This window comes from Myroides albus, assembly GCF_009711045.1.
GTDB lineage: Bacteria > Bacteroidota > Bacteroidia > Flavobacteriales > Flavobacteriaceae > Flavobacterium > Flavobacterium album_A.
Window position 1 is genome coordinate 129,086 of the sequence record NZ_WMJX01000002.1, and the last position, 26,391, is coordinate 155,476.

Sequence of the window (26,391 nt, forward strand, 5' to 3'; positions counted from 1 at the left end):
CCTAAAAAGAGGATAAAGTATGAAATTAGCAGAAATATCGATAAAACGCCCCAGCATAATAATAGTAATGTTTATTGCTCTATTATTAGGAGGTATATTCAGTTATAAGAACCTAAGTTATGAGTTAATTCCCAAATTCGAGGTTAATGTCATTACAGTTGCAACAGTTTACCCTGGTGCATCACCTTCTGAAATTGAAAATACAGTAACGAAAAAAATAGAAGATGCGGTAGCCTCATTAGAGAACGTAAAAAAAGTTGAGGCAATGTCTTTTGAGAGTTTATCCACGATAATGATCTACTTAAATGCTGAAGCCAATGTAGACTTATCTCTAAACGATGCGCAGCGAAAAATAAACGCAATCTTAAAAGATCTACCCAAAGATGTAGATCCGCCTTCACTACAGAAGTACTCTTTAAGTGATTTACCCATTATGGCATTAAGTGTAACGAGTAAATTAAACGAAAAAGAATTATACGATTTATTAGATAAAAAGATCCAACCTATCTTTTCACGTATCAATGGTGTAGCCAAAGTTGAACTAATAGGAGGAGAAGAAAGACAAATACAAGTACTTTTGGACCCCAAGAAGATTGAAGGTTATGGGTTAAGTGTACCAGCAGTACAACAGATGGTATTAGGGTCTAACCTTGACTTCCCTACTGGAAATGTCAAATCCCAAGATAAACAAACGCTAATTCGCTTGGCTGGAAAATACAAAGATGTCCAAGAAATGCGAAACTTAGTGATAGCTTCACAAGGAGGAATAGATATTAGACTTCAAGACGTTGCGGATGTACAGGATGGTGTAAAAGAGATCGAAAAAATAGCTCGATTCAACCAACAGTCCACTATCCTAATGCAAATCATCAAGCAGTCGGACGCTAATGCAGTAACTATCAGTGAGCTAACAAGAGAGACAATCGATGAAGTTCAAAAGAACTATAGCGACCAGGATCTAAAATTTAAAGTCGCAAATGATACTTCCGAATTTACTTTAGAAGCAGCAGATGGAGTGATGTTTGATTTATTCCTTGCCATTGTTTTAGTAGCTTTTGTAATGCTATTCTTCTTGCACAGTTTACGAAATGCTGTCATAGTAATGATTGCTATTCCCCTTTCGTTAATTGCGACCTTCATCGGATTGTATTTATTCGGATATTCCCTCAACCTACTGAGTTTATTAGCACTGTCCTTGGTAGTAGGAATATTAGTTGACGATGCAATTGTGGTAATTGAAAATATCCACCGCCATATGGAAATGGGTAAAAACAAAGTAAGAGCATCTTATGACGGAGCTAAGGAGATTGGATTTACGGTCACTGCCATAACACTTGTTATTGTAGTTGTATTCTTACCTATTGCCATGTCTTCAGGTCTTGTACCAAACATTATTAAGCAGTTCTGTGTAACAGTAATTATAGCGACAATGCTATCCTTATTGGTTTCGTTTACAATTGTTCCATGGCTATTCTCAAGATATGGTAAAATCGAAATCATCAAGCCAACAACAATATTTGGTAAGGTAATTCACTATTTCGAGAAGGGATTAAACTCCTTTACACATGCGATATCAGATTTATTAGTTTGGTCGCTAAAATCATTCAAGAATACAATAATAGTGATGATTGTCGTAGGAATTTCTTTCTTTACAGCGATCGCCCTAATTCCAATGGGATATATTGGATTCGAATTTTTGCCAAAAACAGATAAAGGAGAATTCCTTGTACAGTTAGAATTAGACAAAGATGCTTCGGTACAACAAACAAATAAGGTTACACAAGAAGTAGAGGAATACTTGCGCACCAAGCCAGAGATAGTAGATATGATCACCACTGTAGGGCAATCGTCTGAAGGATACGGTGGTATTCAAGCGACAAAGTATAAATCCGAAATTCAAGTTATCCTTACAGATAAAAAACTCCGTAAAGAAAACTCATTTATATATGCTGCCAAGCTTAAAAACGAACTTGTACCCTTGGTTGTAAATGCAAAAGTGAAAACAGTACCTATTGGAATTATTGGTGCCGAAGAAGCTCCAATCTCCTTAACCGTAACTGGCCCAACGCTGAATGAAGCAATGGACTTTGCGATTCAAGCAAAAGAACTCTTGGAAACAGTACCTGGAGCTATGGAGGTAAAATTAACTGCTGAAACAGGTAGTCCTGAAATCAACGTACAAGTAGACAGAGATAAAATGGCAGCCTTAGGTTTAGATATGTATACTGTTGGTATGACTATGCAAACGGCATTTAATGGAAATACAGACGGTAAGTTTAGAGCTGGAGAATACGAATATGACATAAATATCAGATTTCAAGACTATGCAAGAACAACAATTGATGACGTAAAGGAGATTTCATTTACGAATCAAATGGGTCAACATATTAAACTCAGCCAATTTGCAGACATTAATTATAGTTCGGGGCCGTCTGTGTTAGAGCGCAGGGATAAAACACCTTCTGTGACAATTAAATCACAAACGATCGGTCGTGATCCAGGCCAAATTGCAGATGAATGGACGGCTCAATTTGACCAATTAGAGAAGAAAGCAGGAGTAAATTATCAATGGTCAGGTACAATGGAAGATCAACAAGAAGGTTTCGGAACATTGGGAATTGCCTTATTGGCAGCCATCATCTTAGTTTACTTGGTAATGGTCGCTTTATATGATAGCTTTTCTAAGCCCTTTATAGTAATCTTCTCTGTTCCATTATCTTTTATTGGCGCTTTATTAGCGATGGCTCTTACTAATATTTCATTGAATATATTTACCATATTGGGAATTATTATGTTGATTGGACTTGTATGTAAAAATGCGATTCTATTAGTAGACTTTGCAAACCAAAAGGTAAAAGCTGGTGACAGTGTACACGATGCCTTGATAGCAGCAAACCACGCGCGTTTAAGACCTATTTTAATGACGACAATTGCCATGGTTATAGGTATGATTCCAATTGCTATGGCAAAAGGAGCGGGTGCCGAAATGAACAACGGTTTAGCTGTAGTAATTATAGGAGGATTACTATCATCACTTTTATTAACACTTGTGATTGTACCCATAGTTTACTCCCTATTTGATAAGATTAGTAATTTCTTTGGTAAAAAAGAAATTGTTGACTACAACTCTTTAATGACAGAAGACTTTGAATTCAATGAAGACTTCGTTGATGAATTTGCTTCGAAAAACAAATAATCAGTTTACCTTGATGGTTAAAGTGAAGACATACCTAAAAAGTATGTCTTCACTTCTTTATTAATCTATGTTAACTACTATTCATTAGAGAACTCATAAATTTACCATCCATTAAACAAAAGTCACCGTGCCAAGATCTCATATACAAGTATACTCACATAAAGATATCATTAAACGCTACGAGAATGTTTTAACCGATAAACGTTTAGCTGTCTTAGACATTGGGCCAAAATACAAACAGTACTTTATTGTAAACAAACCATATCAATTCAATACATTCGGCCTTATTTTAGTTACCGCTGGTCAATGTGAAATTACCATTAATTTGGAGCCCCGTGTCATCAAAAAAGACGACCTATTAGTAGTTCTCTCCAATCAGTTTTTTGAAATTAAAGAATTTTCTAAAGAATTTGCGGTAAAAACAACCTTCATAGATTCAGATCTATTTTTAGAAGCAGGTTTTCACCTTAAAGCTGATACATTGGTCCAATTTCTCTCTTCTGAGTATCCTAAAGTTATCTCACTTGATCGAGCTTGCTTAAGAGAAGTTAACTACCACCTACACAAACTAAAGAAACTGGGGTACCTTAGTGATAACTTATTTGCAAAAAATCTTGTACTACATCACTTTTCAATACTGATGTATGAAATTGGAAATTTTTATGGCAAATCGATACTTGAAAGAAATAAACCAAAACCCATACGAAAAGAAGAAATAACAAAGCAATTCATCTACTTAGTCGCAACACATTTCAAAAAAGAACGCAGTGTACAATTTTATGCAGATCAATTGTATATCAGTAGAAAACACCTAACAAAGGTAATTGTAGAAGTTTTAAATAAAACGCCTAAACAATTCATATCTGATACCATTATTTTGGAAGCAAAAGTACTCTTAAGAAATCCCAAAACAACAATCACTGAAATCGTATCAGAGTTGAATTTTACAGATGTTGCGATGTTCAGTAAATTCTTTAAAACGCATACGAAGATAGCCCCTTCTAAATTCAAAAATTTATCATAATTTTATAGAAGCACTTGGTATAAAAACGTCTTTTTTACAAATTTAAACGTTTAATTATCTACTTAAAAAACAGAAAAAAGATAGACCTTTGAGGAGAAAAAGTCAACCCAAATTTGACTTCTTTTTATTGTTATTTGAAATAAAGATGCTATAAAAATGAACAACAATATTACTCACAAACACACATATGCTTCTATCACGGCAATTGGAGGTTATGTTCCTACAAACAAACGCACCAATGCTGATTTAGAAAAAATATCCGATACAACGGATGAATGGATTACCAAAAGAACAGGAATAAAAGAAAGAAGAATATTAGATCAAGGTTTAGCTACTTCTGATATGGCAGTAAAAGCCATCGAAGATCTCTTGACAAACTACAAAAAGGATAAGAGTAAAATAGACGCACTAATTGTTGCCACCTCAACACCAGATATGCCAATGCCTTCAACAGCTAATATTATTTGTGGAAAACTTGGCATTGAGAACGTTTGGGCCTTCGATATGAATGCTGCTTGCTCAGGTTTCTTATTTGCTTTAGACATGGGAGCATCTCTTATCGAAACTGGAAGGTACAAAAACGTCTTAGTTGTAGGAGCCGATAAAATAAGTGCCTATGTAGACATAAAAGACAGAAACACCAATATTTTATTTGGCGATGGAGCTGGCGTGGTATGGTTAGAACCTAATTCGACTTCAGGAATCCAAGATGCTTTATTGTTAAGTAATGGACTTGGAAAAGAATACTTAAACATCGAAGGTGGAGGATCTCTCTATCCATTTAATATAGATGGATTTGACACTAACAAAACCTATCTAAAACAAGATGGTAAAGTTGTATTCAAAAATGCAGTAAAAGGAATGTCTGAGGTTTGTATGGATTTACTTCATCGAAACAATCTATCAGTAGATAATATTTCATGGTTAGTTCCACATCAGGCTAATAAAAGAATTATAGATGCTGTTGGAAAAGAGATTAACCTCGAAGAATACAAAGCCTTACACAATATTGCTTATTACGGAAATACAATCGCAGCAACAATTCCACTTTGTATCTGGGAAAACAGAGATAAAATACAAAAAGGAGATACTCTGTTACTAACTGCATTTGGAGCAGGCTTCTCTTGGGGAGCGAGCTTACTAACATGGACTATATAAAAAAGAGGGTGATATCACCCTCTTTTTTATTCCCTATTTACTGTTTTACATATATTCTTTTGGAATATCAATACCTTTTTCTACAAGATAACTTACTAAATCACTGTGTTTTCTCTCTAAATCCCTTGTACAGTCACAAGAAATAGGACACACCGAATATGGGGAAATCTCCAGAATTACGGCAATTTCATTTAACACTTCTGTCTTTAGCTTAGTCTTTCCACTTTCTATGTCAGAATATGCTTTTTGTGAAATACCCAATTTCATAGCAACATACTCTTGAGAGAAACCTAAACTCTTTCTTCTACTCTTAATTTTGTCTGTTTCCATACTTCCTTAAACTAAAAAATACTAATTTTTCCTATTACTTTTACTTCTACAAAAATAAGACATTTCTCCCAACATTCAATACCAAAAAATAAATATATTACAACATTTAAACGCACTATTTATCAAAATAGCACAAAGCTTCTTAATAGTTCTTTTAATAATTACTAAAAAAGGTTAGTAAACACAATATTTTCAACTTAAAAAAACAAATATGAATAAGGAAAGTACAAAATTCATTCTACTGACATAGTTTAACCTTCATTCATAGATTACTTCCACTAAAAATAAAATAACCCTACGTCTACAATTCCACTTAACCGCATCCCAAAGCACAATCACCGCAGCTTATAATAAACTTCTCTCATTCATTGCAATAATTGTGACCATTCTGCAAAGAAATGCATATAAACAATCACATAAAGATAACCCTATACTGATGCTATTCTAAAATAGAATACCCTACTAAAACAGCACACGACAGTCGTGAATTATAATAAATAAACTACCTAATAAGTTGGAAGTAAAAAAGTTATTCAAAATAATTAAGTTCATTTAAATACCTTTTTGTGTAACAACGGATCAAGGTGAATTTTTCTCTCAAACGATAACTGCTTAGCTAAACTCACTGTATAAGCATGTCCATTTCCGCAAAAAAACTGTTCGAAAATGAACAAAACACAAAACAAACAAAAACATAAAACACTATAATCCAATTAATTAACAAACAAATAAAAAGCGGCATACTAATCGTATAGACTAACTGTATTAAACGAATAGACAAATATGAAATCTACACTACTATTGGCCACTGCTTTATTTTTCACAGCAAATATAAATGCTCAAAACTCAATTAAGGGAAACCTACAAACAAAGAGTAACAAAGCGATTGACTTTGCAGAAATATATCTATTAGATTCAAATGGAGCCTTAATCAACCAAACCTATACAACTGAAAATGGCCTTTTTAGCATTGAAGATGTAAAAGATCGAACTTACACTATTCAGATTTACAGCAATGGCTTAAAACAGTATGAAAACACTTTGGAAGTAGATCATTCGATCGACTTAGGTACTATAGTCATCGAGAATGACACCCAATTAGAGGAAATTGTCATAAAATCTCCTACGAGGATTTACGAAAAAAAACTTGACCGAACAGTATTCAATATTGAAAATTCAGTGCACGCCACTAACAATGATGCTGTCGATTTACTAAAAATAACACCTGGTCTTAAAGTAGACACTCAATCCATAAGTCTAATAGGAAAGAGCAGTGTACGTGTCATGATAAATGATAAGCTTGTACAGCTTACAGGTGAAGAATTAATGCAATACTTAAAAAGTATCCCCTCTGACAACATCAAAAAAATAGAAGTAATCACAACACCACCCGCAAAATATGATGCAGAAGGAAACAGTGGATTAATCAATATTGTGCTAAAAGAAAATCAACCCAATGCGTGGAACAATCAAATAAGTACTGGGGTATTTACTGGTCATAAAGCAACGTATAGATTCAGTGACGTATTTAGCTATAATCAAGGAAAAATCTCCTTTAAAGCCAATATTAGTGGCTCAAAAGGAATGTCACAAGTCATAGAAAACTCAACAGTGTTTTATGCGAACGAAACTTGGAACGGAAAGTCAAGACGCTTTAACAACAACGATAGATTATCGGGTAACTTCCAATTTGATTATCAGATCAGTGAAAAGACATCAATAGGAGTTCAATATATGGGGAGCATTGGCAATCCTAAGTTTGATGATAATGGTCAAATTATTGTTGATAACCATGTGCATAACTATATTCAAAACATCTATACAAACGCTAAAAACACAGGAGATATCAACAATCAATCTGCAAATCTACACCTAATACACAACATTGATACTGTGGGTACTAAACTAACTATGGATGTAGATTACTTCAACTACAACAATTATAAAAACAGGGTTTTCAACACAAAAACACAGGGTGTTAATAACTCTCCTGATAATATGTTCATAGCTTCGACAAGTGGAGATCAAATCATTGACAACTTCAGCGCAAAGATAGATATGGAACAACCGCTAAAATGGTTTAAACTATCATATGGAGTAAAAGCGAGCTTTGTAACCACAAGAAACAAATCCGATTTCTTTGACCTTTCTTCAGGCATAGCTATTGAAGATCACAATCAAAAAGACAATTTCAAATATCAAGAAAATACACAAGCCGCATACTTCAGTGCTTCTAAAGAATTTAATGACAAGCTATCTATGCAAGTAGGTATGCGAGTAGAAAACACACAAACTACAGGTACTTCAAAAGTGTACAATACAGAGAATAAAAAAGATTACACGAAACTATTTCCAACCCTTTACCTTACTTATAACTTAAATGACAATAACTCATTCTCTATTAACTACAATAGACGTATATACCGACCTGCATTCTGGGAATTAAACCCATTCAAATGGTATATCACTCAATATAGCGTTGCTGGAGGGAACCCAAAAATAACTCCCGCTTTCACAGATAATATTGAGTTAAGTCATATCTATAAAGGAAAGCTAACAACATCGATATCATATAGCAAAACAAAAGATAGATTCTCACAATACCCTATGGTAGAAGAATCGACAAATATGCAGATATACATAAGAGAAAATATAATCGACTCTGAAGGATTTAATGCGAATATCAATTACTCTTTTAATACAATCCCATGGTTACAATCTCAAATAGGGGGATACTTCTTCTATTCGACATCTAAGCTACTAAAGGATGTAAACTTAGATGTAAGAGATGGTGGTGGAATGTATTTTACAGCTAATAATACAGTATATCTAAATTCAGATAAAACTCTTAATGCTCAAGTGGATTATTGGTATCAACCTAAAATCAGAGAAAATATGTGGGCAATCAACCCTTCTCACGCCTTGAGTTTAGGCCTAAAATATGCCATGATGAACAAAAAACTTAATCTATCTATATATGCCAACGACATTTTTAATACGAGTACGCAAAAAGTTTCGACTAAAACAAATGGGATCAATCAGTCTTATAAGAACAACTATGATAATAGATACGTCAATATAGGTATTAGTTATTCCTTTGGAAATAGTAAAATCAAAGTTACAGATCACCAAGGGGGAAATACTGATGAGAAAAGTAGAAAATAGAAAGTAAAGTGTAATAAAAACTTTTGCTTAATGATGTCAATAACTTTGTAGATAACTAAGGATATAACAAGCATAAAAACACTCATAACAGACAATAACCACCTTATTTATCAACAATTAAAAAAATAAAATAATTCAATATAAACCAATTAATCACTAACTTATCATTATAAAAAACATACTTAACACACCTATTTCGAATTAACCATTAAGTTATAAACAAATAAAATAAGTACTGTTGATAAGTTTAATAATAACTGTTGATAAGTATAAAATAATATAAACAAAGAATACTAAATAGCCGATTCCTTTACAAACACCTTTATAGCGATCACCAAAAAAATAAACTATGAAAAAATTAATAATAATTTTCCTTTCCTTGTTCTGCTACACCTCAATATGGGCACAAAATTCAATTAAAGGTAGAGTCTTACAACAAGATCATACTCCACTTGACTATGCGGAGGTACAACTAATTCAGAATGATGATAAGCTAATAAAACAGTCTTTTTCATCCGAAACAGGAACCTTTTCTTTAGAAAATATCGCAAAAGGAAAATACATCCTGAAAGTACTCTATTTAGGTGAAGTACTCAATAGTCAACCAATTGATTTAAACCAAGACCTTGTGTTGAAAGACATTCTTATTGAAAGCAATAAACAATTAGAGGAGATTGTACTGAAGTCAGAGAAAAAATTAATAGAACGCAAAGTTGATCGATTGGTTTTCAATACAGCAAATAGTATCTCTTCTCAAGGGATGGACGCAATAGAAACCTTAGCAAATACTCCAATGATAAAAGTGCAAAATGACAAAATATCTATTGTAGGTAAAAGCAGTGTTACCATAATGATAAATGAAAAGATTGTTCATTTAAGCGGAGAGGCCTTAGCTAATTACTTAAAGACATTGCGATCAGATGATATAGAAAAAATAGAAGTAATAACTACTCCTCCAGCCAAATATGAGGCCTCAGGAAATAGTGGACTAATTAATATTGTTTTAAAGAAAAACAGACGACAAGGTCTATATGGGTCAATAGGCAGTAGTTTTTCCTATAACAACAAGAGAAATATTGGAGCGAATGGAAATATTAACTATCAAAAAAACAAGTGGAACTTATCGTTAAAAGCCAACAATTACGATGGGCGAAATAAAAATAAAAATGGCTATAGTTATACAGGTGTTACTAATGGATTAGAAAACAATGGAGAGTTAACGGGCAAGTACAAACAAAAAAGCGTTGACTTTACAGTAAACTATCAAGTTACAGACTTAGCATTAATAGGTGCATCGTATAATTATACCTCATCGAAAAATGATTATACTAAGTACTCACAAATAGAATACTTCACTGTACCCCGAGTAATGAATGACTCAGTGTTAACTTCGTTAAATTACACAGATAACCCAACCTCATATCATACTCTAAATGTATTCTATGACCAAAAACTGGATACACTCGGAAACAAATTAGCTTTCGGAGTGAACTACTTTAACAACTCACCTGATAATACAAATTACATTAATGATTACAATGCTACCAACGCCATACTAAATCAACTGATAAACCAAAGCGCACTAAACTACAATGTTTGGAGTGCTAATATAGATTTAAACTATGACCTCAAATGGATCAATCTCGAAACTGGTGCTAAATACACAAACTTTGACAACAAATCAAAAGTGTATTTCTATACCTTCGAAAATGAACAAAAGGTTTATGACCCTACAAAAAGTAATAAATTCAATTATAGTGAAGATAACTATGCCGCATATCTAAGTTTAAGCAAGAAACTGAGTGATAAGTGGGAAGTAAAAGCTGGAATGAGATTTGAACAAACTAAAATTGAAGGCAAACTACAAAATGACAATAGCCAGTTTACCAAATCTTATAACAAATGGTTTCCTACCGCTTACCTAACGTACACACCAAGTGATGACCATGCCTTGAGTTTTAACTACTCTAAGCGAATCAATAGACCCAATTCAAGTATCTTAAACCCATTTAAATACTATGGAAATACCTATTCTTATACAACAGGTAACCCGAATTTGGCCCCCTCATTTACAGACAACTATGAACTAAGCTATATCTTCAATGGTGCTCTATCATTAACTTTAAACTACTATCATGTATCTAACTCCTTTGATGTATTAAGCGTATTTGAAAATGGATACTTTACAGAGTCATGGTACAATATGTTAAATAGTGACAACTATGGATTTGATATTTCTTACAGCAATAAAATACTACCGTGGTGGGAAACTAACACAGGGGCTGACTATTATTTTTCTTCTCCATATTATTCTAAAGATTCAACACTAAAAGGAATGCAGGGTTCAACATTTGCCTACTACTCCCAAAACACATTCAATATAAACGAGGCAAAAACAGTCAAAGTATTTCTAAACTGGTATCATATGCTACCAAACAAAGAAGACAATTCAAGATATAATGCTTATAAAACTTTGTCTACGGGAATGAAACTAAACCTATTAGATAAAAAACTAAACCTTAATCTAACTCTATCGGATATATTCAATACAGGTAAGAGCTCTGGAACAATGTATTATACAGATAACACACAAACCTTTTACAATGAGTGGAGTTCACGTAGAGTTTCCATTAGTGCAACTTATAACTTTGGAAACAATAAGAATAAAAAGGTAATTCAAGAAGCAAACTTCGAAGATAAAAGTAGAAGTCAATAGTGCATCTATAAAATTAGTTAGTAAAAATAGGGGAAGCTCTTTTGAGTATTCCCCTATCTTTTATACCCATATATTTTCATCTACTAAAGGCTCATTATCTAATTTATTAGATAAGCTATTAACCCTTGCAGACAACAACTTACTTCTTCCCATAACAGTTCGGGTAAAAATTATTCTATTCTCCCCTACAAGTTCTGACCACTTTTGCGAAAAGTAAGATACCATCTCTTTTCTTACACCTAAACAAGTAGGAACAGCGTGATAATCCCTAAAATTCCCCTTTAAAGCTAGAAACGTTCTTCGCTCTATCACATAGCGGGGATTCTCAATAGGGCTAAATAATTCCTGTATACAGTCACTAAACAAATTCCCTTCTAAAACGGTACCTCCTTCTAAACTGCAAGAAACCCCTCCATTACTACTCTTCTTAACTACTATATCTAACTCTGAAAAAGGAGTTAGAATCAACTTATATCGCTCCAATGTTAAAGTTACTGCTTTAGCAATGGCAGCAATATCATCACCAATATCTACATACTTCCTTGCTAACGAACTATAGCGTTTTCTCTTTTCTCTAATTTTTAGGAAATAAGCAAACACAATGACTTCTAAAGCGAAGTACAACAAATGATACAAGGAAAGTTGAAATAAATAATACTGAAGTGCAAAAGCAATACAATTGACTAATGTACCTAATATTAAAACCCGATAAGAATACTTTAGATGAGCTAATGTTTTATTAGTATAAAAAACTCGAGCATCCTCACTATTTTCAAATACTACTGAATTTACTTGCAATGAACTATTGTACACAGCAAAGGGTATTCCTATAGCATGAACCAATCTTTGTCCTTTTTGAGTAGCGGAGAGCCAACGATTCATTAGATTACTCCTATCTGATGCTACCGTATAGGTAAAGCTATTCTGCTCCTTAATATCGTCTTCTGTAAGTAAGGAGTGAGATAGACCTAATCGAGCTGTTCCGTTTGAAATAAAAACATCGTCAATACATTCGTGGTTAGATACCCCTACAAAACTCTTAAATCGTCTAATTAGCGTTTTCCTATCACTCCCGCCGTCTTCAAGGTCAGCATTGAAAGTAACTAAATGCCAAATATTTGCTGTCTTTAAAGGATTATCTCTCTGCGCTCTAATTGCACGCCCTCTCATTTGATTTGAGGAAACATAAGAACCTACAAAACTTGCCAAGATCAAACTATTTATAGCTGGGGCATCCCACCCTTCGCCTAAAAGAGACTTAGTTCCAATTAAAACTTCAATCTCTCCTTCTTCAAAAAGACGGGTAATAATACTAATGATATCGTTTTTTATACGATCTACAAGACTTACTTCTACATAACTACCATCATACATCAATGGTTTGAGCATTACCTCATCTACCTTGCGAATATGAAGTAGTTCTGTAAACCTGTTTTTAGCAGATAATGGCATGATAATCAAAGATCCAGTAAGTACACCAAGGCGATTTGTAGAAGAAACTCTTCGTCTAATTTGTTCAAAAATTGGAACAACCCCTAATTTCTGATGTACCACATCGTTTACTTCACTACTCACATGATATTCTTTTCGAATAAAATCACTTAAGATAACCATGCGTAAATCTGCCCCCAAGCAATCTTTCTCAAACTCAACGATATCAACAATGCTATTGAGCTTATTTACACTTGAACTCAACAGTGTATTCTCCTTTAAACTATTGGTGAAACGGATTAACTTATTACTCATTGCACCATAACGTCTAAGTCGATTTAGCATATGCTCTACTTTTTCCTCATATTCCTCCACTGTATATCGCTCATCTTCCACAAAAAAAGGCTTTGATTTAAAGCAGTAAAATTCCAATAACTTCTGCATCCAATCATAATTCAAAGTAGGTACTTTAGCCGTTCTATTACCTAAGACCAACAAATGTTCATCATTTATCTCACTGCGAAACTGATGCACATAGATAACGCAGGCCATATAAAACTCTAAATTATCATATATCCAATACAAGTACTCCTTGGGGCTCTGCATAAATGACAAACCCTCTATATCCTCTAATAAAGTAATATCACTCTTTAGCTTTTCATATATCTCATTTATCCTTGCTCGATTATCTAATATCGTTTTACTTTCTTCTCTTTTGGGAATATTAAAATAAATAAAATCTTGATGAGGACATAAATCACCAGCTAAAACAAGTTCTGGAACAAATATCTCTTCATCAATAGGTCCATTGAGTTCACAATATCTGGACCATTCACTTATTGTTACATCATAAGGCGGGGTAGCTGTTAAACCGACAACAGTTGGTTTTATCTCCTGGACGACATAATTAAGTGCTTTCCACCATTCATTCTTTAAATGGTGTGCTTCATCTACTATTAACGTCTTTACTTCCAATTGCTTTAAAAGTGCAACAATTCTTGATGCATCGCGTTTGCTAACTTTAACTTCTTCAATATTGTCTATAGCTAAGTCTTCTGAACTTTCTTCCATTCTACTAAAGGAGGCAAACAGTCCTTGATAGGTAGATACAGTAACAAATTTAGGATCGAATAAACTATACGAAATCCAATCTGGTACTTGATCTGTATTTAAAAACAACTCACAGAATCTATCAACCCATTGATTTCGAATAGCAACTGTCGGAGCTAATATTAATGTTGGACGATTCAATCGAAGCATCACCTCTAACCCTAATACTGTTTTTCCAGAGCCAGGAGGTGCTACCACATGAAGTTTATTATCAGTTAAGTGTTTTTGTAAATTATCCAATACTCTTTGTTGATAACTACGCCAAGGGTACTTAAACTGAATTTCTGCAGGAAACCTTTTCAAAATATATCTTATCTAATTAAGCCGTAAGCCTTAATTTATTCTTCAAACTAAAGTAATAAAAAAAGCAAATTGAAATAATAACAATTATTCCAATTTGCTTCAACAAAAAACTATGATAGTTTTACTACCTTTTATAATTCAGCATTTCGCCCTTCAATTTTATTTGTAGCTTGTAGTTGTTTTAAATTGTCTAAAGTTACATAGGCGATTTGAGTTAGTGCTTCGTCTGTAAAGAATGCTTGGTGAGCTGTTACCAATACATTTGGAAAAGAAGTTAACAATTGCAATCTCTCATCTTCAAGGATTGTTCCTGATAAATCTCTAAAGAATACATTTTCTTCTTGCTCGTAAACATCGATACCCAATGCTCCAATCTTTTTAGCTCGCAACCCTTGAATAGTTGCTCGCGTATCAATTAACTTACCTCTACTTGTATTAATCAATATAACTCCCTCTTTCATTTTCTCAATAGACTCTGGATTAATAACGTGCATTGTTTCAGGAGTCAAAGGACAGTGAAGTGAAATAATATCAGACTTAGCAAATATTTCATCTAACTCAACATATCTAATTCCCTCTGCTTTTAATTTATCATTAGGATACAAATCATATGCAAGTACTTCTGTTCCCAGCGCTTTCATCATTCGACAGAACACTGCACCAATATTACCAGTACCGATAACACCTACAGTCTTCTTGTAAATATTAGTACCTAAAAGTCCATTTAAAGAAAAGTTTTGCTCACGTACACGGTTATAAGCCTTGTGAATTTTTCTATTCAATGTAAACAACATTGCTAATGTATGCTCAGCTACTGCTTCTGGTGAATATGCAGGAACTCTACATACCTTAATACCAAATTTATGTGCTGTTTCTAAATCCACATTATTAAAACCCGCACAACGCAAAGCAATATACTTTACCTTTTTCTCGCTAAGTTTTTCTATTACTGCGGCATCTACCTTGTCATTTACAAAAACACAAACAGTGTCAACATCCTCAGTTATTAAATTCACAGTTTGATCATCTAATCCGATATCAAAATACTCCAATTCAAAATTAAAGTCTTTATTACATTTGTTGAAAAAAGTAATGTCATAAGGTTGTGAAGAAAAAAATGCAATTTTCATAGCCTAATCCTTTAAGTATTAATATTTATAAATTAAATCAATAATACACCAAACATAAAAATTCATATTCAGTGCTCCCTTTTTATTGCTTCATAAAGTTACTTAATATAATTCACATAATACTTTGATATTTTTATATTTTTCACATTAATTATACTCAAATACTCTATCTATGCAAATTTATGCCCCTCTTATAAAACATTTGTTAACTAAAAGGACATTTGTCTTAAAACAAAAGCAATTTCACCTTTTTAAAGCTGGATAATTTCAGAAATTCCACATACTCTTTTCACAAATAAAAAAGAGTAGAAATAAGCTTTCTCTCTCTAATTGTCAACTGATAAATACCAGACTTAATCACTGATAATTTCTACGGCTTTTAAATAGTTCTTCCAATATTTTTTCATTATTTTGTGCTTCCCATTTTCTATGTAAAACAAGCTTTTTCAATACGCAACAATGATCGCAAAAATTCAACTCAAACTTAATAATGATGTTCTTCTGACTGTTATCAAAATGATAAAACAAACAGACGACTATGTCGTTGAGAATGTTACAGATGCACTTCTTATAAGTGTAAAAGAAGACCTAATAACTAAGTTAGAGGACAAGGCAAAAAATATTCAGAAGCAAGTTTCGATACTGGATCACAACAAAAAACATTCATTAGTTTTAAAGTATCACGAAGCCTACTCTCTATATAAATTAGTAGAATCAGTAGAAGAAAAAGGAATCTTTAACGATAGTCCACACATAAAAAAAATAAAAAAGCTCATCAATGAGCTTCATAGTAAGGTCGACATCTTTGCCAAAGAAGATGATTTTAATGAAGAGGAAGAAGAAACTATAGACTTACATATCAATAGCCACCAACAAGCGAAAAATGTAATATTCCCAGAGTTATTTACTTTTAATGATGTTGTGACTAATACTGAGGAAAACTCTCAAAAGAAATTCAAACCTACAAAAGAAAAAACATCATCAGATTTAGCTACTGAAATAACAGATATACAAGAAGATTGTGAACCCGACCAAGATAGAAGCTCAGATCATTTCTTACCAGAAATTGATATACAATCCAATGTAATACAGTTTAGACTCGATGGCTCTTATGATGAAATTACTCCAACAAGAGAAGTAGAACACAGCAATAGTGAGGATGATGTTGTTACTAAAGAAGAAGACATAAAAGTTGATGTTGATCAAACGATTGTCAATACAGTTGAAGAAACAACGATTGTTTCAATTAATAATGATAACAGCAATCATACTGATCCAAAATCGATTGCGTATCAAGAGTCGTTAGACGATGACAACAATCTTATTTTAGAACTCACTGTCGATTCAGATACAAATAGTTGCACGAATAAGGAATCTATTTCTAAAAGTGAATTAGATCCATTCTCTGCCTATTTTGACATTCAAAAGAAAGGATTGAGTAATGAGAAACGAGATGATTTAAAGGCAGCTGTTGAAATACCAACAATAAATTTGCAGCATGAGGCAAATCAATCAGACGAGAGCGAATTAGATCTGCAGATTGAAGTCTTTAACACATCACAAGACAGTCTAAATGATAGTGAAGGTGAAAACACAACAAAACCCGAAAGAAAAAAGAAAGAGAAAAAGAACAACTCTACTTCTTCTGAAGGACAGATAAGCTTATTTTAAAATAGAAAAAAGAGGATATATCCTCTTTTTTCTATTCTACATATTTATTAACTAAAAGACGTTCAAACTCATCCCTTTGCCAATTGTTTTCGTTTCTTATGTCAAATTTATCTGCCAGTTCGAATGCTTTATTTTTGTAAAACTCGTGTAGAACAGCGAAGTCGTAATTGTCATCTTCACGGTACACTGAGAGTCTTGGAGATAAACTTAACTTACCTTTACCGCCATCTCTAAAGATCACTGCAGCAAACTTGCTAAAGTAAAACAGTGAGAAATCTTCTATTTCTTCACCCCATGAACTTAACTCTTCATAAAGTTCAAGATATCCTTCTTTACCATAAATATAAAGGAGGTACATATACATGGCTTTGGTAGTTGTTATACTATTTGTTTTATACAAACCATCGTGATCATACAGCTCTATACCCTTTTCTAAGTGTTCTAATGCATTCTCATGATCATTTATTTTAGAATAGTAAAAAGCAATTTCTAAATACGCACAAAATGCCGTGATATTGTGTTTATCTCTAACAAAGAAGAACTCTCTTATCTCAGACAAAGCTTCGTCTATACGATCTAATGCTAATAGGTTCCCTATTTTAATCTCCTTTTCCCATACAATATTACTTCCGCCACTCAGAGAGTCAATTACTTCGCCTTTACCTAATTCCAAAAACTCTAAAGACTTTTCAAAGTCCTTAGTTCTAATATAAAATAAAACAAGTAAATGATAATATGACCTTAAACTAAAACTAGCCTTAATGAGTTTATTTTTATAATCCTCTGCTATATCGAGCATTTGTTGTTTACTAATTGAGGCATTTGCCGTACAGGAAGTAAACATCATATTGTAAAACCACAAGAAATCCTCGTCGTCGAAATAACCAGGGTTAGCATCATACACCTCTAACAACCACGAAAAAGCAGGAAAACTCTCTTGACATTCAAAAAGATCTGCTTCCTCATTCATCAATCGCAATCGCAAATCAAATCCCCAATCAATATCTTGATGAGCATCTGCTATCTGAATAGCTTGCTTTAAGATTTTAATCCCTGCTCGAATATCATCTACCTGTTTTCGCTGTAATAAGAGTTTCTGAATCTCTAAATTGTGATTTATCCCCATAGCTTAAAAAAATTGTATTTCTTTTATATCGTTATCGTATAGTAATACTTAATTACTTTCAAAAAGTCGAACTGTTTCATTGACGAAATTACAGTTGCCATTTCGCTCATCAAATTGTTTTGCATACCCTATTGTTCGCTCTTTAAAGATACTTAACATTTCAGACAAATCATAAATCCCATCCTCTTTATAATAAGGTAAATAAGTTGGAAAATTAAAACTTCTTATCCCCCCGTCTTTAAGTAAACAAATAGCGTATTTCAAGAAAAAGAAACTGTAAAAATCATCTGCCTCATGCTCCCAGATACATACTTGTTCAAAATGTTCCCAACACGATTCATGACCGTATTGATGCAATAAATACATATACAATATCTTCGCTCTTATGTAGGTAATACAATCATGAGCATTAAACTCAGGTAAATTAGCCTTAGCTAACTCAAAGTATTTATCCTTTCTATCGTCATTTATTCTATAAAATTCGAAAGCAAATACACAATACGCTTCAAAAGCTGTATTAATATACGAAAAGCGATTATTAAATAAATCCTGAGCAACGATTAAGGCAGCATCATAATCTTCTAACCCCAAATAGTTATATGCTTCAAGAGATAGTTCAAATGGCATATTATCCGAAAGGTCATCTAAAGGCGACTCTTTTATGAGGTCTATCACCTCGCGTGCTTCAACAAATTTTCTAAGCTGCTGAAGCCCTAAAGCTTTCAAATGATGATAACTCCTTAAGCTAAAGCCATTCCTTACTAATCTCTTTTTAAAATCCTCAGTAATATGCTCAAGAACCTCTTTTGAAAGACTTGCAATACCGTATGAAGTAGCTGCTAACCACTTATACTCTCCCATGATCTCTTTTTCATCAAAAGGACTATCGCTTTGGTCTACTTTTTCTAAGATCCAGACAAAAGCAGGATAACTCAATTTTGAACTTGGCGTAAAATTCTCTGTGTTAATCAATAACAACCTCGTCTCAAATCCCCAAACTGAATCATTGTGCTTATCTGCGATGCCAATTGCAGTATTCAGTAATTTTAATCTATCCTTTGGATTGGGTAGATCTTGACTTTCTAATAAAAGTTTGTGTATCTCTAAAATATAATTTCCCATTCAACTATACCTAATAATAGCTAAAGCAACATATTGTTTTTCTTATCGAAAAAACAAATTTAAATACTGCTTTTAAATATACGAAAGTACTTTACTAATGCCGTACTTCTCCAAAATTTCAATACAAAAAAACGAAAAGATAAATCTTTTCGTTTTTTTCTTTATTGTAATATTTCATCAACTTCTTTGCGGTAAACACCTTTTAAGTCATTGCGTCGATCAAACTGATCTGCATAGCTATAAGCTATTTGCTTAAAATGAGTGTACAAATCGAACAAGTCATATATACCGTCACTGCGATAATATGGCAACTGAGATGATAGAGTCAATGCTTGAGTTCCTCCATCTTTCAACATTGAAGCCATATATTTAGAGAAATTATACACGTGAATATCTTCTGCTCCAATCTGCCATTCACAAACGCGACTAAAGAACTCCCAAGTATCAGGATGCTTCTTTTCGTACATATAGCATATCAATTGAGACATAGAGTACCCAACTGAACTGTCATAAGAATCATGAGCGTAATATTCTTCTAATGCCTTATCAAAATACAATTCAGCTCTTTCATCTCCAATCTTATTCAACTTATAAGCAAAGTGACAAAATGTTTGAAAAGGCATTGAATAACAAGTTAATTTCTTACTGATTAAGTCTTTAGCCTTCACCAATGATTCTTCTACCCTGCCCGTATCCATAAGTACCTCTACTTTTGTATCTAACTCACAAGCTGGGCAATTAGTCATATCATCTATTACCTCTCCATCTGCTAAGTCAATATACTCTTGTGCTTTCGCATAATCTCTCAAATGTAAATAATAGCCTGTCATTACATTGTAGTAAGCTCGTAAGCTATATCCATTCTTGACTAATCTACTCTTTAGATCTTCTCCTATCTGCATGATCTGTTCTGTAGAAATAGATGCATTTCGGTAAGCAGAACAAAACATCCATTTATACTCCCACAAGAAATCAGACTCATCAAAATAATCAGCATTGGTATCACTTGCATTTAAAATCCATGCAAAAGCAGGGAAACTCTCCTCGCATTTGGATGTATTTCTCTCTTTGCGAATAAGGTCTAAACGCAAATCAAAACCCCAATCAATATCATTGTGCTGATCCGCCAATTGTATCGCTTCTTTTAACGCTACAACCTTATCGCTAAACTTTTCCATTTGTTCTACTTTAAGTAGAATCTTTTGTATTTCTAAGTTGTAATTCATTACTTATATTTTATAATCGCGCTCTAATAGCAACTCTTTATACTCATTTGTAGCAAAGTCACTATCATTGCGTTGATCAAATTTTTCCCCAAGATCTTTAGCTATTGCTTCATAGTATGTCGAAACATGCTTCAAGTCATAAATATCACTCGACTGATAAAAAGCTAACTTAGATGACAAAGCCAACCTCTGCTCTCCCCCATCATAGAACATCACAGCTACGTGTCTACTTAGCATAAACAATAAATCATCTTCTGCACCGATTTCCCACTCAGCAATCTTTTCATACATTGTCAAATAATATGAATCTCCTAACAAAAACATAGCATAAGTATATCTAACCATACTATACAACATAGAGCTATTGACCTCTCTTAGTTTCTCATATGACTCCTTAGCTTTATTCAAATAAACTATCGCACGTTCATCCTTTGCACGAGCCATCGTATAAGCCATCGCACAATAAGTTTCAAAGGGCAGTGCAAAAGCGGATAGCTTCTTTATTTCCATTTGATCCATAACAGCTACTGCTTCATCAAATCGCTGCATTAAACACAAATGCTCTATGCGATAATCATATTCGCTTGCTTCAGTATTCTCCTCATCGTATGGCTCTAACATCCCCTTGTTGATATAAGATTCGCTCATCTCATAATCTCCAAGATTATGCGCATACTCAGCCATCGTAAAATAATATCCTCGCTTTGATAAATTATTTCGATCTAATCTGCGATACAAGTCATCGCCTATTGTCATTACTTGCTCTTTACTCAAAGAAGAATTACTATAAGCTGAACAAAGCATCCATTGATATTCTAACATAAAATCAGCTTCATCAAACTGATCGGGATACTGATCACAAACGTTTAATATCCAGGCAAAGGCCGATATACTTTCACTACAAGAAGAAGTTGCTCTCTCCTCGTGAATGAGATCATATCTCAAATCGACTCCCCATTCTAAATCCTGGTGTTTATCCGCAATTTGAATGGCTTGCTTTATCAAAGCCATGCAATACTCTGCATCACTAAAATGCTCGTCAATAGCTAATAGTATTTTCTGTATTTCTAAACGATACACTAATCTCTAAAATTTAGGTAAAAAACTTGACATCCCTAAAATCATAAACTGATATAAAGCATCATTAAACGTATCCATTTCGCGCTTGTTAATAGTATAGCCACCTAACATCAAAGATTGTACATACAACACATTTATCAACGCTTCAAATAATTCCTTATCATCGATAACCATCACTTTTTCAATCAACTCATTCTGCTGGTTAAAACACAAAGTAGGAATCACTTCCTCCTGCTTTTTAAAGTGTTTCAACGTCGATGCAAAAGGATTTGAAGAAGTGGACAAACTCTGAATGTTTTTACTTGACAATGCATCTTCATTAGCAATGTAAATCGCTGTAGTGTCTTTTGGCTCAAAGCGCTTTACTTCAGCTTTACAATAGTGCTTTTTCAATATTGCATTAGCACGAGTCACAAACTCATCAATTGTATCGTCTTTAACTATAGCAGCTTCAAACTCTTGTAAGATATCATTGGGAGCAATCTTCTCAATGCTTAAATCTGGCCTTTGACGTTTAATCTTATCTATTAAATCCGTCTCATAACTATACGCTGCATTAATAACTAATTTTTTCTGTGAACCAGCAATACGGCGTATTTGTCTATAATCATCCAAAGAAGGAGTATAGTAAATATTCTTATACGATTCTTTGATTAACCCAAATGACATCATTCCCTGATTTGTTTCAAAAGGCAAGTAGTCTTCAAACAAATTCATAATTTCAGTATCTGAGGCTGCTAATGATTTAATGAACATATGGTGAATCGTAATAATCTGTTCCAACACTTCGATATTTGTTAACGAAAGTGTCTTTAGGTAATTCTTAAAGCAGTCGCTGAGTTCTTTCTTCGTTTCTTGTAGAACTGTATTATTCATCAAAGATTCACGAGATGCAGTAGGTTGCAATGCATTCGAGTTAATAATACAACGTACAAATGACGTCCACTCAGGAAGTAAATTAGTAGCTTGATCACATAAATACATTCGCTTCAAGAATATCTTGTGCTCTTTAGTAGCTGTTGTATTAACTTTATTCGGAATAATGAAAGCGACTCCTTGTAATTCCCCTGCCTCTGATTCTAATCTAAATACATCTAAAAATCGAGTCTTAAACACTTCCTTTCCGTATGCCAATAGATCTTCTTTTGTACTTTCTGGATCTAACCAAACGGGATTACCATTTAAAAGTTGCTCTGTTTCTCCATTTTCAATGAGATTTACCGCAATAGGCAAAGCACTACCATAGAACAAGATATTCTCTTTTACGTCCTCTTTTCTAAACAGAGTTCTCCAAGATCTCTTTGCCTTTAGAATAACTTTTGTTCCTACCTCAGGCAGTAAATCTATTATCTCTACTTCATAAGTTCCATCTGCTCGACCAGTCCATCTAACAGATTCTTCCTTATAGAGTGAGCGTGTTTCCACAACGATTGCCTCACTTACAACCAAGCAAGACAACAATCCGATACCAAACTTTCCAATTAAATCCTTGTCAGCTAAATCACCTCTTTTGGAACTTTGACCAATAACTGATAAGAATTGATGAACATCATCTTGGGTCAACCCAATACCATTATCTTGAAAAGTCATTTGGTCACCGTCAAAAGTAACGTCTATTCTACCTTGAAAAGAAGAATCTATGCCCTTACGCATCGTAACGGCATCCATTCCATTTTGTAATAATTCTCTGATAAAAACCGTTGGAGAGCTATAAATATGCTCTGACAACAGTTCTATCATTCCTTTCATATTTACCTGAAACTGGTATTGTTTCTGATTCTCATCCATTATCTTCTGCGTTTACGTGGACCTCCTATAATTTTTTGTGCATCTTCATTTCCATTTTCAGCTGCCTTACTATACCACTCCATAGCCAAATCATCACTTTGTTCGACTCCATCTCCTTTTAAATAGCAGTTTCCAAGTTCATATTGTGCATAGTCATTATCAGCCTCTGCTGCTTGAATTAAGTAACTCACGCCATACTCTTGATCTACCTCTGCTCCATCTCCTTTTACTAACATAATTCCAATATAACCAGCCGCATCCATATTTCCACGATCTGCTACTTGTTTAAGGTAATGAAATGCTTCAACTCTATCTTTATCAGTACCAATACCGAAATAATAGGCTTGACCTAATCGATAAATAGCTGAATCATATCCTCGTTCTGCTGCCATTTTATAGCAATTGAAAGCCATTTTCTCATCTTTCTCTGTACCAATACCAAATTGATAACAAATACCTAATCCTTCTGAGATATACCCTCTTTCTTCTGCAACTTTATAAAATTCGAAAGCAGGATCATAAGCTTCTCCTTCTTCATAACCATATAAGTAGTAATCTCCCATAGTTAACATTGCCAAAGGAGAACCATTGTCAACGGCAGCCATTAACCACTTCTTCCCTTCTGCAAGATTTACATCCATGCCATATCCATAAGTGTAATAACAACCTAATTTATACTGTGCATAGCCAATACCTGCTTCTGCCGCAGCTGTCATATATTCAATTGCTTTTTCTGGATTAGCTTCTTTTCCACATGTTCCTTCTTCATAAGCTAAAGCCATATCAACGTTCGAATCCATAAAGCCTAACTCTAAAGCCTTTTCAAACAGTTCAAATGCTTTTGCGTGATCTTCCTCTCCTCCAATACCATATCTATAGCAACGTCCCAAATGGTATACTGACTCTGCTACTGGATTATCTCCATCTGCTGCAATCGCATAATACTCTCTTGCTTTTTCTGGATAAGCTTCTCCTAAATAACCATCTTCATAAATCAATCCCAAACGCATTGCTGCATAAATGTATCCATTGTCTAACGCTTCTAAGTACAGTTTTTCTGCCTCTGCTGCATTTGCCTCAGTTCCCTCTCCGTTAGTTAACATCATCGCTAACTCTACGCGACAATAGTCTGATCCAAATTCTTCTACACCACGACGGTAATGAGCTAATGCTTTTTCTGGATAAGCTTCTCCTGTGTACCCGTAGCGGTTATAACGACCAGCCATTTCAATACCAGATAAATTACCGCGCTCTGCTGCTAACTCATATAAATACAATGCTTTCTCGTAATCAGATTCTTCTTCAAACTCGGCATTTTGATATCCAAGACCTAATCGATAAGGAGCATAGTCATTCCCTTTTTCCATTGCTAATTCTAACAATCTCTTTCCTTCTTCTACATTGCGCTCAACTTGATCGTAATCTAATAACACATAAGCTTTCTCTGCCAATGCTTTGACAAAGTCTTCTGATATAGCTCTATCTAAATAAGAGATACCCTTTTCAATATCTTTATAGTCATTGTGATATAAATACAACATTGCCAATTCTAATAAAGCCTCTGGTGAGTTGTATTTTGCAGCAAACTCAAGTTGTGGAATAGCTTTCTCAAAATCATTATCTCCTCCATTAACAGGATATAAGTAGTAATACCCTTGAATAAAACCAGCATAGATTACACCATAATCAAAAGCTGTTGCTAAATACTGACGACCTTGTTCTTCTGTTTGACCGTGTTCTGCAAAGCGACCATTCACAGTTAACAACCCCATTAAGTAGTTACAAAAAGGACTGTCATTAGCTATTCCTTCAGATAACGTATCCATCGCCTTCTTATCTTCACCCTCTCTTAGGTAATAATCAGCCAATACATACATCGCTTTTTTCTTGCCATTAATCAACTCATCATTCTTCTGAATCACTGCCCACATTTCCTCAGCCGACTCACTTGCTCTACTCTCTAAGTTCAACAAGAATATCTTAGACAAATCAGATCCTGTTTTATCGACAATCTCCTTAATCAGACGATACCCTTCTTCTTTATTTTCTTCATAACCGAAAAGTCCATAGTACTTACAGTTACCCATATATATTTGGCAATAGTCATCTCCCGCTGCAGTTCCTTTATCAAGCAATTCTTTACAGAACTCAGTATCCTTAAATCCATAACGACCTCTTTCAAACAGCTCATATTGGTATCCGTATGCACGAGCATACCCCTTATCTATAAATAATCGATTTAATTCCTTTACATCATCAAACCACAAAGCGTAATCTGCATCATTCAAACGCATTGCACTGTGAATACAATTTGACTCTTCAAATAACTGATCGTATAATCTAACGATTGTGTCGTTATCCTTACCGATCTGTTCTGCCAACATACACACTGCGTGTGCCTTATACCAAGTATGTGGGTCACTATAGTCATTCTTATTAATAAATTCTTCTGCATGTTCTGTCAACGACATTGAATCATTTGCAATCTGGCTCACGTAATTTAAGTACTCTACGTTAAATGTTCCCATAAACTTTTCTCTTTTTACAATACTATTTTTTAAAAATATTCCTTTCACAAATGTAGGCAAATGACATTGAATAAACTTATACGAAACAAGCAACATCGAAATAACACAACACTTTTATTTTGCGATAACTATCAAAAAAACTGTGAAATAGGTAAAATTTAATTAACTAATCTAATTGCTAAAAATACAAAAAATCCAAGACATGATTATCTAATTAAAAATAAGATAATTCGAACACAGCTAAAAAAAGTAAATAAAAACGCACTTTTGATAAAAAATGCCATAAA

At 33.8% G+C, this 26,391-nt stretch carries 15 protein-coding genes; 6 read left to right on the plus strand and 9 right to left on the minus strand.

What is annotated here, in order from left to right:
* The first annotated feature begins 19 nt into the window (after window positions 1–19).
* The 3 genes from GJV76_RS01865 (at window position 20) to GJV76_RS01875 (ending at window position 5,378) form a co-directional block, all read left to right on the plus strand.
* Window positions 20–3,196 (plus strand): efflux RND transporter permease subunit, encoded by a 3,177-nt coding sequence (locus tag GJV76_RS01865; RefSeq protein ID WP_155090953.1) that lies wholly within the window; start codon window positions 20–22, stop codon window positions 3,194–3,196.
* A gap of 127 nt (window positions 3,197–3,323) precedes the next feature.
* Window positions 3,324–4,220: a helix-turn-helix domain-containing protein gene (locus GJV76_RS16110; RefSeq protein ID WP_160339386.1), complete on the plus strand. Its 897-nt coding sequence runs from the start codon at window positions 3,324–3,326 to the stop codon at window positions 4,218–4,220.
* Window positions 4,221–4,376: 156 nt separating this feature from the next.
* Entirely contained in the window at window positions 4,377–5,378 is a 1,002-nt protein-coding gene (locus GJV76_RS01875) for a beta-ketoacyl-ACP synthase III (RefSeq protein ID WP_155090954.1), read from the plus strand.
* Between the two features lie 45 nt (window positions 5,379–5,423).
* Here the strand turns inward: GJV76_RS01875 and GJV76_RS01880 are convergent, their stop codons facing one another.
* On the minus strand, window positions 5,424–5,708 hold the full coding sequence (locus GJV76_RS01880; protein WP_155090955.1) for a helix-turn-helix domain-containing protein: 285 nt from the start codon (window positions 5,706–5,708) through the stop codon (window positions 5,424–5,426).
* Window positions 5,709–6,491: 783 nt separating this feature from the next.
* Here GJV76_RS01880 and GJV76_RS01885 point away from each other — a divergent pair.
* Complete coding sequence (locus GJV76_RS01885; RefSeq protein ID WP_155090956.1) at window positions 6,492–8,873, plus strand: outer membrane beta-barrel family protein; 2,382 nt, start codon at window positions 6,492–6,494, stop codon at window positions 8,871–8,873.
* Window positions 8,874–9,222: 349 nt separating this feature from the next.
* Window positions 9,223–11,589 (plus strand): outer membrane beta-barrel family protein, encoded by a 2,367-nt coding sequence (locus GJV76_RS01890; protein WP_155090957.1) that lies wholly within the window; start codon window positions 9,223–9,225, stop codon window positions 11,587–11,589.
* A gap of 60 nt (window positions 11,590–11,649) precedes the next feature.
* On the opposite strand, the gene GJV76_RS01895 is transcribed toward GJV76_RS01890, so the two are convergent.
* On the minus strand, window positions 11,650–14,433 hold the full coding sequence (locus tag GJV76_RS01895; protein WP_155090958.1) for a DEAD/DEAH box helicase family protein: 2,784 nt from the start codon (window positions 14,431–14,433) through the stop codon (window positions 11,650–11,652).
* A gap of 131 nt (window positions 14,434–14,564) precedes the next feature.
* Window positions 14,565–15,563, minus strand: coding sequence for a 2-hydroxyacid dehydrogenase (locus GJV76_RS01900; protein WP_155090959.1), 999 nt, complete (start codon window positions 15,561–15,563; stop codon window positions 14,565–14,567).
* Between the two features lie 459 nt (window positions 15,564–16,022).
* Between GJV76_RS01900 and GJV76_RS01905 the strand changes: the two genes are divergently transcribed.
* On the plus strand, window positions 16,023–17,234 hold the full coding sequence (locus GJV76_RS01905; RefSeq protein ID WP_155090960.1) for a hypothetical protein: 1,212 nt from the start codon (window positions 16,023–16,025) through the stop codon (window positions 17,232–17,234).
* 31 nt (window positions 17,235–17,265) lie between these two features.
* Here the strand turns inward: GJV76_RS01905 and GJV76_RS01910 are convergent, their stop codons facing one another.
* From GJV76_RS01910 to GJV76_RS01935, 6 genes are all read right to left on the minus strand, one after another.
* On the minus strand, window positions 17,266–18,360 hold the full coding sequence (locus tag GJV76_RS01910) for a tetratricopeptide repeat protein (protein ID WP_155090961.1): 1,095 nt from the start codon (window positions 18,358–18,360) through the stop codon (window positions 17,266–17,268).
* Window positions 18,361–18,408: 48 nt separating this feature from the next.
* A complete protein-coding gene (locus GJV76_RS01915) occupies window positions 18,409–19,482 on the minus strand; it encodes a hypothetical protein (protein WP_155090962.1) in 1,074 nt (357 codons plus the stop codon).
* Window positions 19,483–19,643: 161 nt separating this feature from the next.
* Window positions 19,644–20,708, minus strand: a complete 1,065-nt coding sequence (locus GJV76_RS01920) for a hypothetical protein (RefSeq protein WP_155090963.1) — start codon at window positions 20,706–20,708, stop codon at window positions 19,644–19,646.
* A gap of 3 nt (window positions 20,709–20,711) precedes the next feature.
* A complete protein-coding gene (locus GJV76_RS01925) occupies window positions 20,712–21,788 on the minus strand; it encodes a hypothetical protein (protein WP_230381477.1) in 1,077 nt (358 codons plus the stop codon).
* A 6-nt stretch (window positions 21,789–21,794) separates the two neighbouring features.
* A complete protein-coding gene (locus tag GJV76_RS01930; protein ID WP_155090964.1) occupies window positions 21,795–23,576 on the minus strand; it encodes an HSP90 family protein in 1,782 nt (593 codons plus the stop codon).
* Window positions 23,576–26,104, minus strand: a complete 2,529-nt coding sequence (locus GJV76_RS01935; RefSeq protein ID WP_155090965.1) for an SEL1-like repeat protein — start codon at window positions 26,102–26,104, stop codon at window positions 23,576–23,578. The genes GJV76_RS01930 and GJV76_RS01935 overlap by 1 nt, the downstream gene beginning before the upstream one ends.
* Between the last annotated feature and the right edge of the window lie 287 nt (window positions 26,105–26,391).

Bases quoted from the DNA above. Each gene is read 5' to 3' on its own strand.
- GJV76_RS01885 (WP_155090956.1), top strand. From the start codon at position 6,492: ATGAAATCTACACTACTATTGGCCACTGCTTTATTTTTCACAGCAAAT.
- GJV76_RS01865 (WP_155090953.1), top strand. From the start codon at position 20: ATGAAATTAGCAGAAATATCGATAAAACGCCCCAGCATAATAATAGTA.
- GJV76_RS01875 (WP_155090954.1), top strand. From the start codon at position 4,377: ATGAACAACAATATTACTCACAAACACACATATGCTTCTATCACGGCA.
- GJV76_RS01930 (WP_155090964.1), bottom strand. From the start codon at position 23,576: ATGGATGAGAATCAGAAACAATACCAGTTTCAGGTAAATATGAAAGGA.
- GJV76_RS01910 (WP_155090961.1), bottom strand. From the start codon at position 18,360: ATGGGGATAAATCACAATTTAGAGATTCAGAAACTCTTATTACAGCGA.
- GJV76_RS01890 (WP_155090957.1), top strand. From the start codon at position 9,223: ATGAAAAAATTAATAATAATTTTCCTTTCCTTGTTCTGCTACACCTCA.
- GJV76_RS01915 (WP_155090962.1), bottom strand. From the start codon at position 19,482: ATGGGAAATTATATTTTAGAGATACACAAACTTTTATTAGAAAGTCAA.
- GJV76_RS01900 (WP_155090959.1), bottom strand. From the start codon at position 15,563: ATGAAAATTGCATTTTTTTCTTCACAACCTTATGACATTACTTTTTTC.
- GJV76_RS01905 (WP_155090960.1), top strand. From the start codon at position 16,023: ATGATCGCAAAAATTCAACTCAAACTTAATAATGATGTTCTTCTGACT.
- GJV76_RS01935 (WP_155090965.1), bottom strand. From the start codon at position 26,104: ATGGGAACATTTAACGTAGAGTACTTAAATTACGTGAGCCAGATTGCA.
- GJV76_RS01880 (WP_155090955.1), bottom strand. From the start codon at position 5,708: ATGGAAACAGACAAAATTAAGAGTAGAAGAAAGAGTTTAGGTTTCTCT.
- GJV76_RS01920 (WP_155090963.1), bottom strand. From the start codon at position 20,708: ATGAATTACAACTTAGAAATACAAAAGATTCTACTTAAAGTAGAACAA.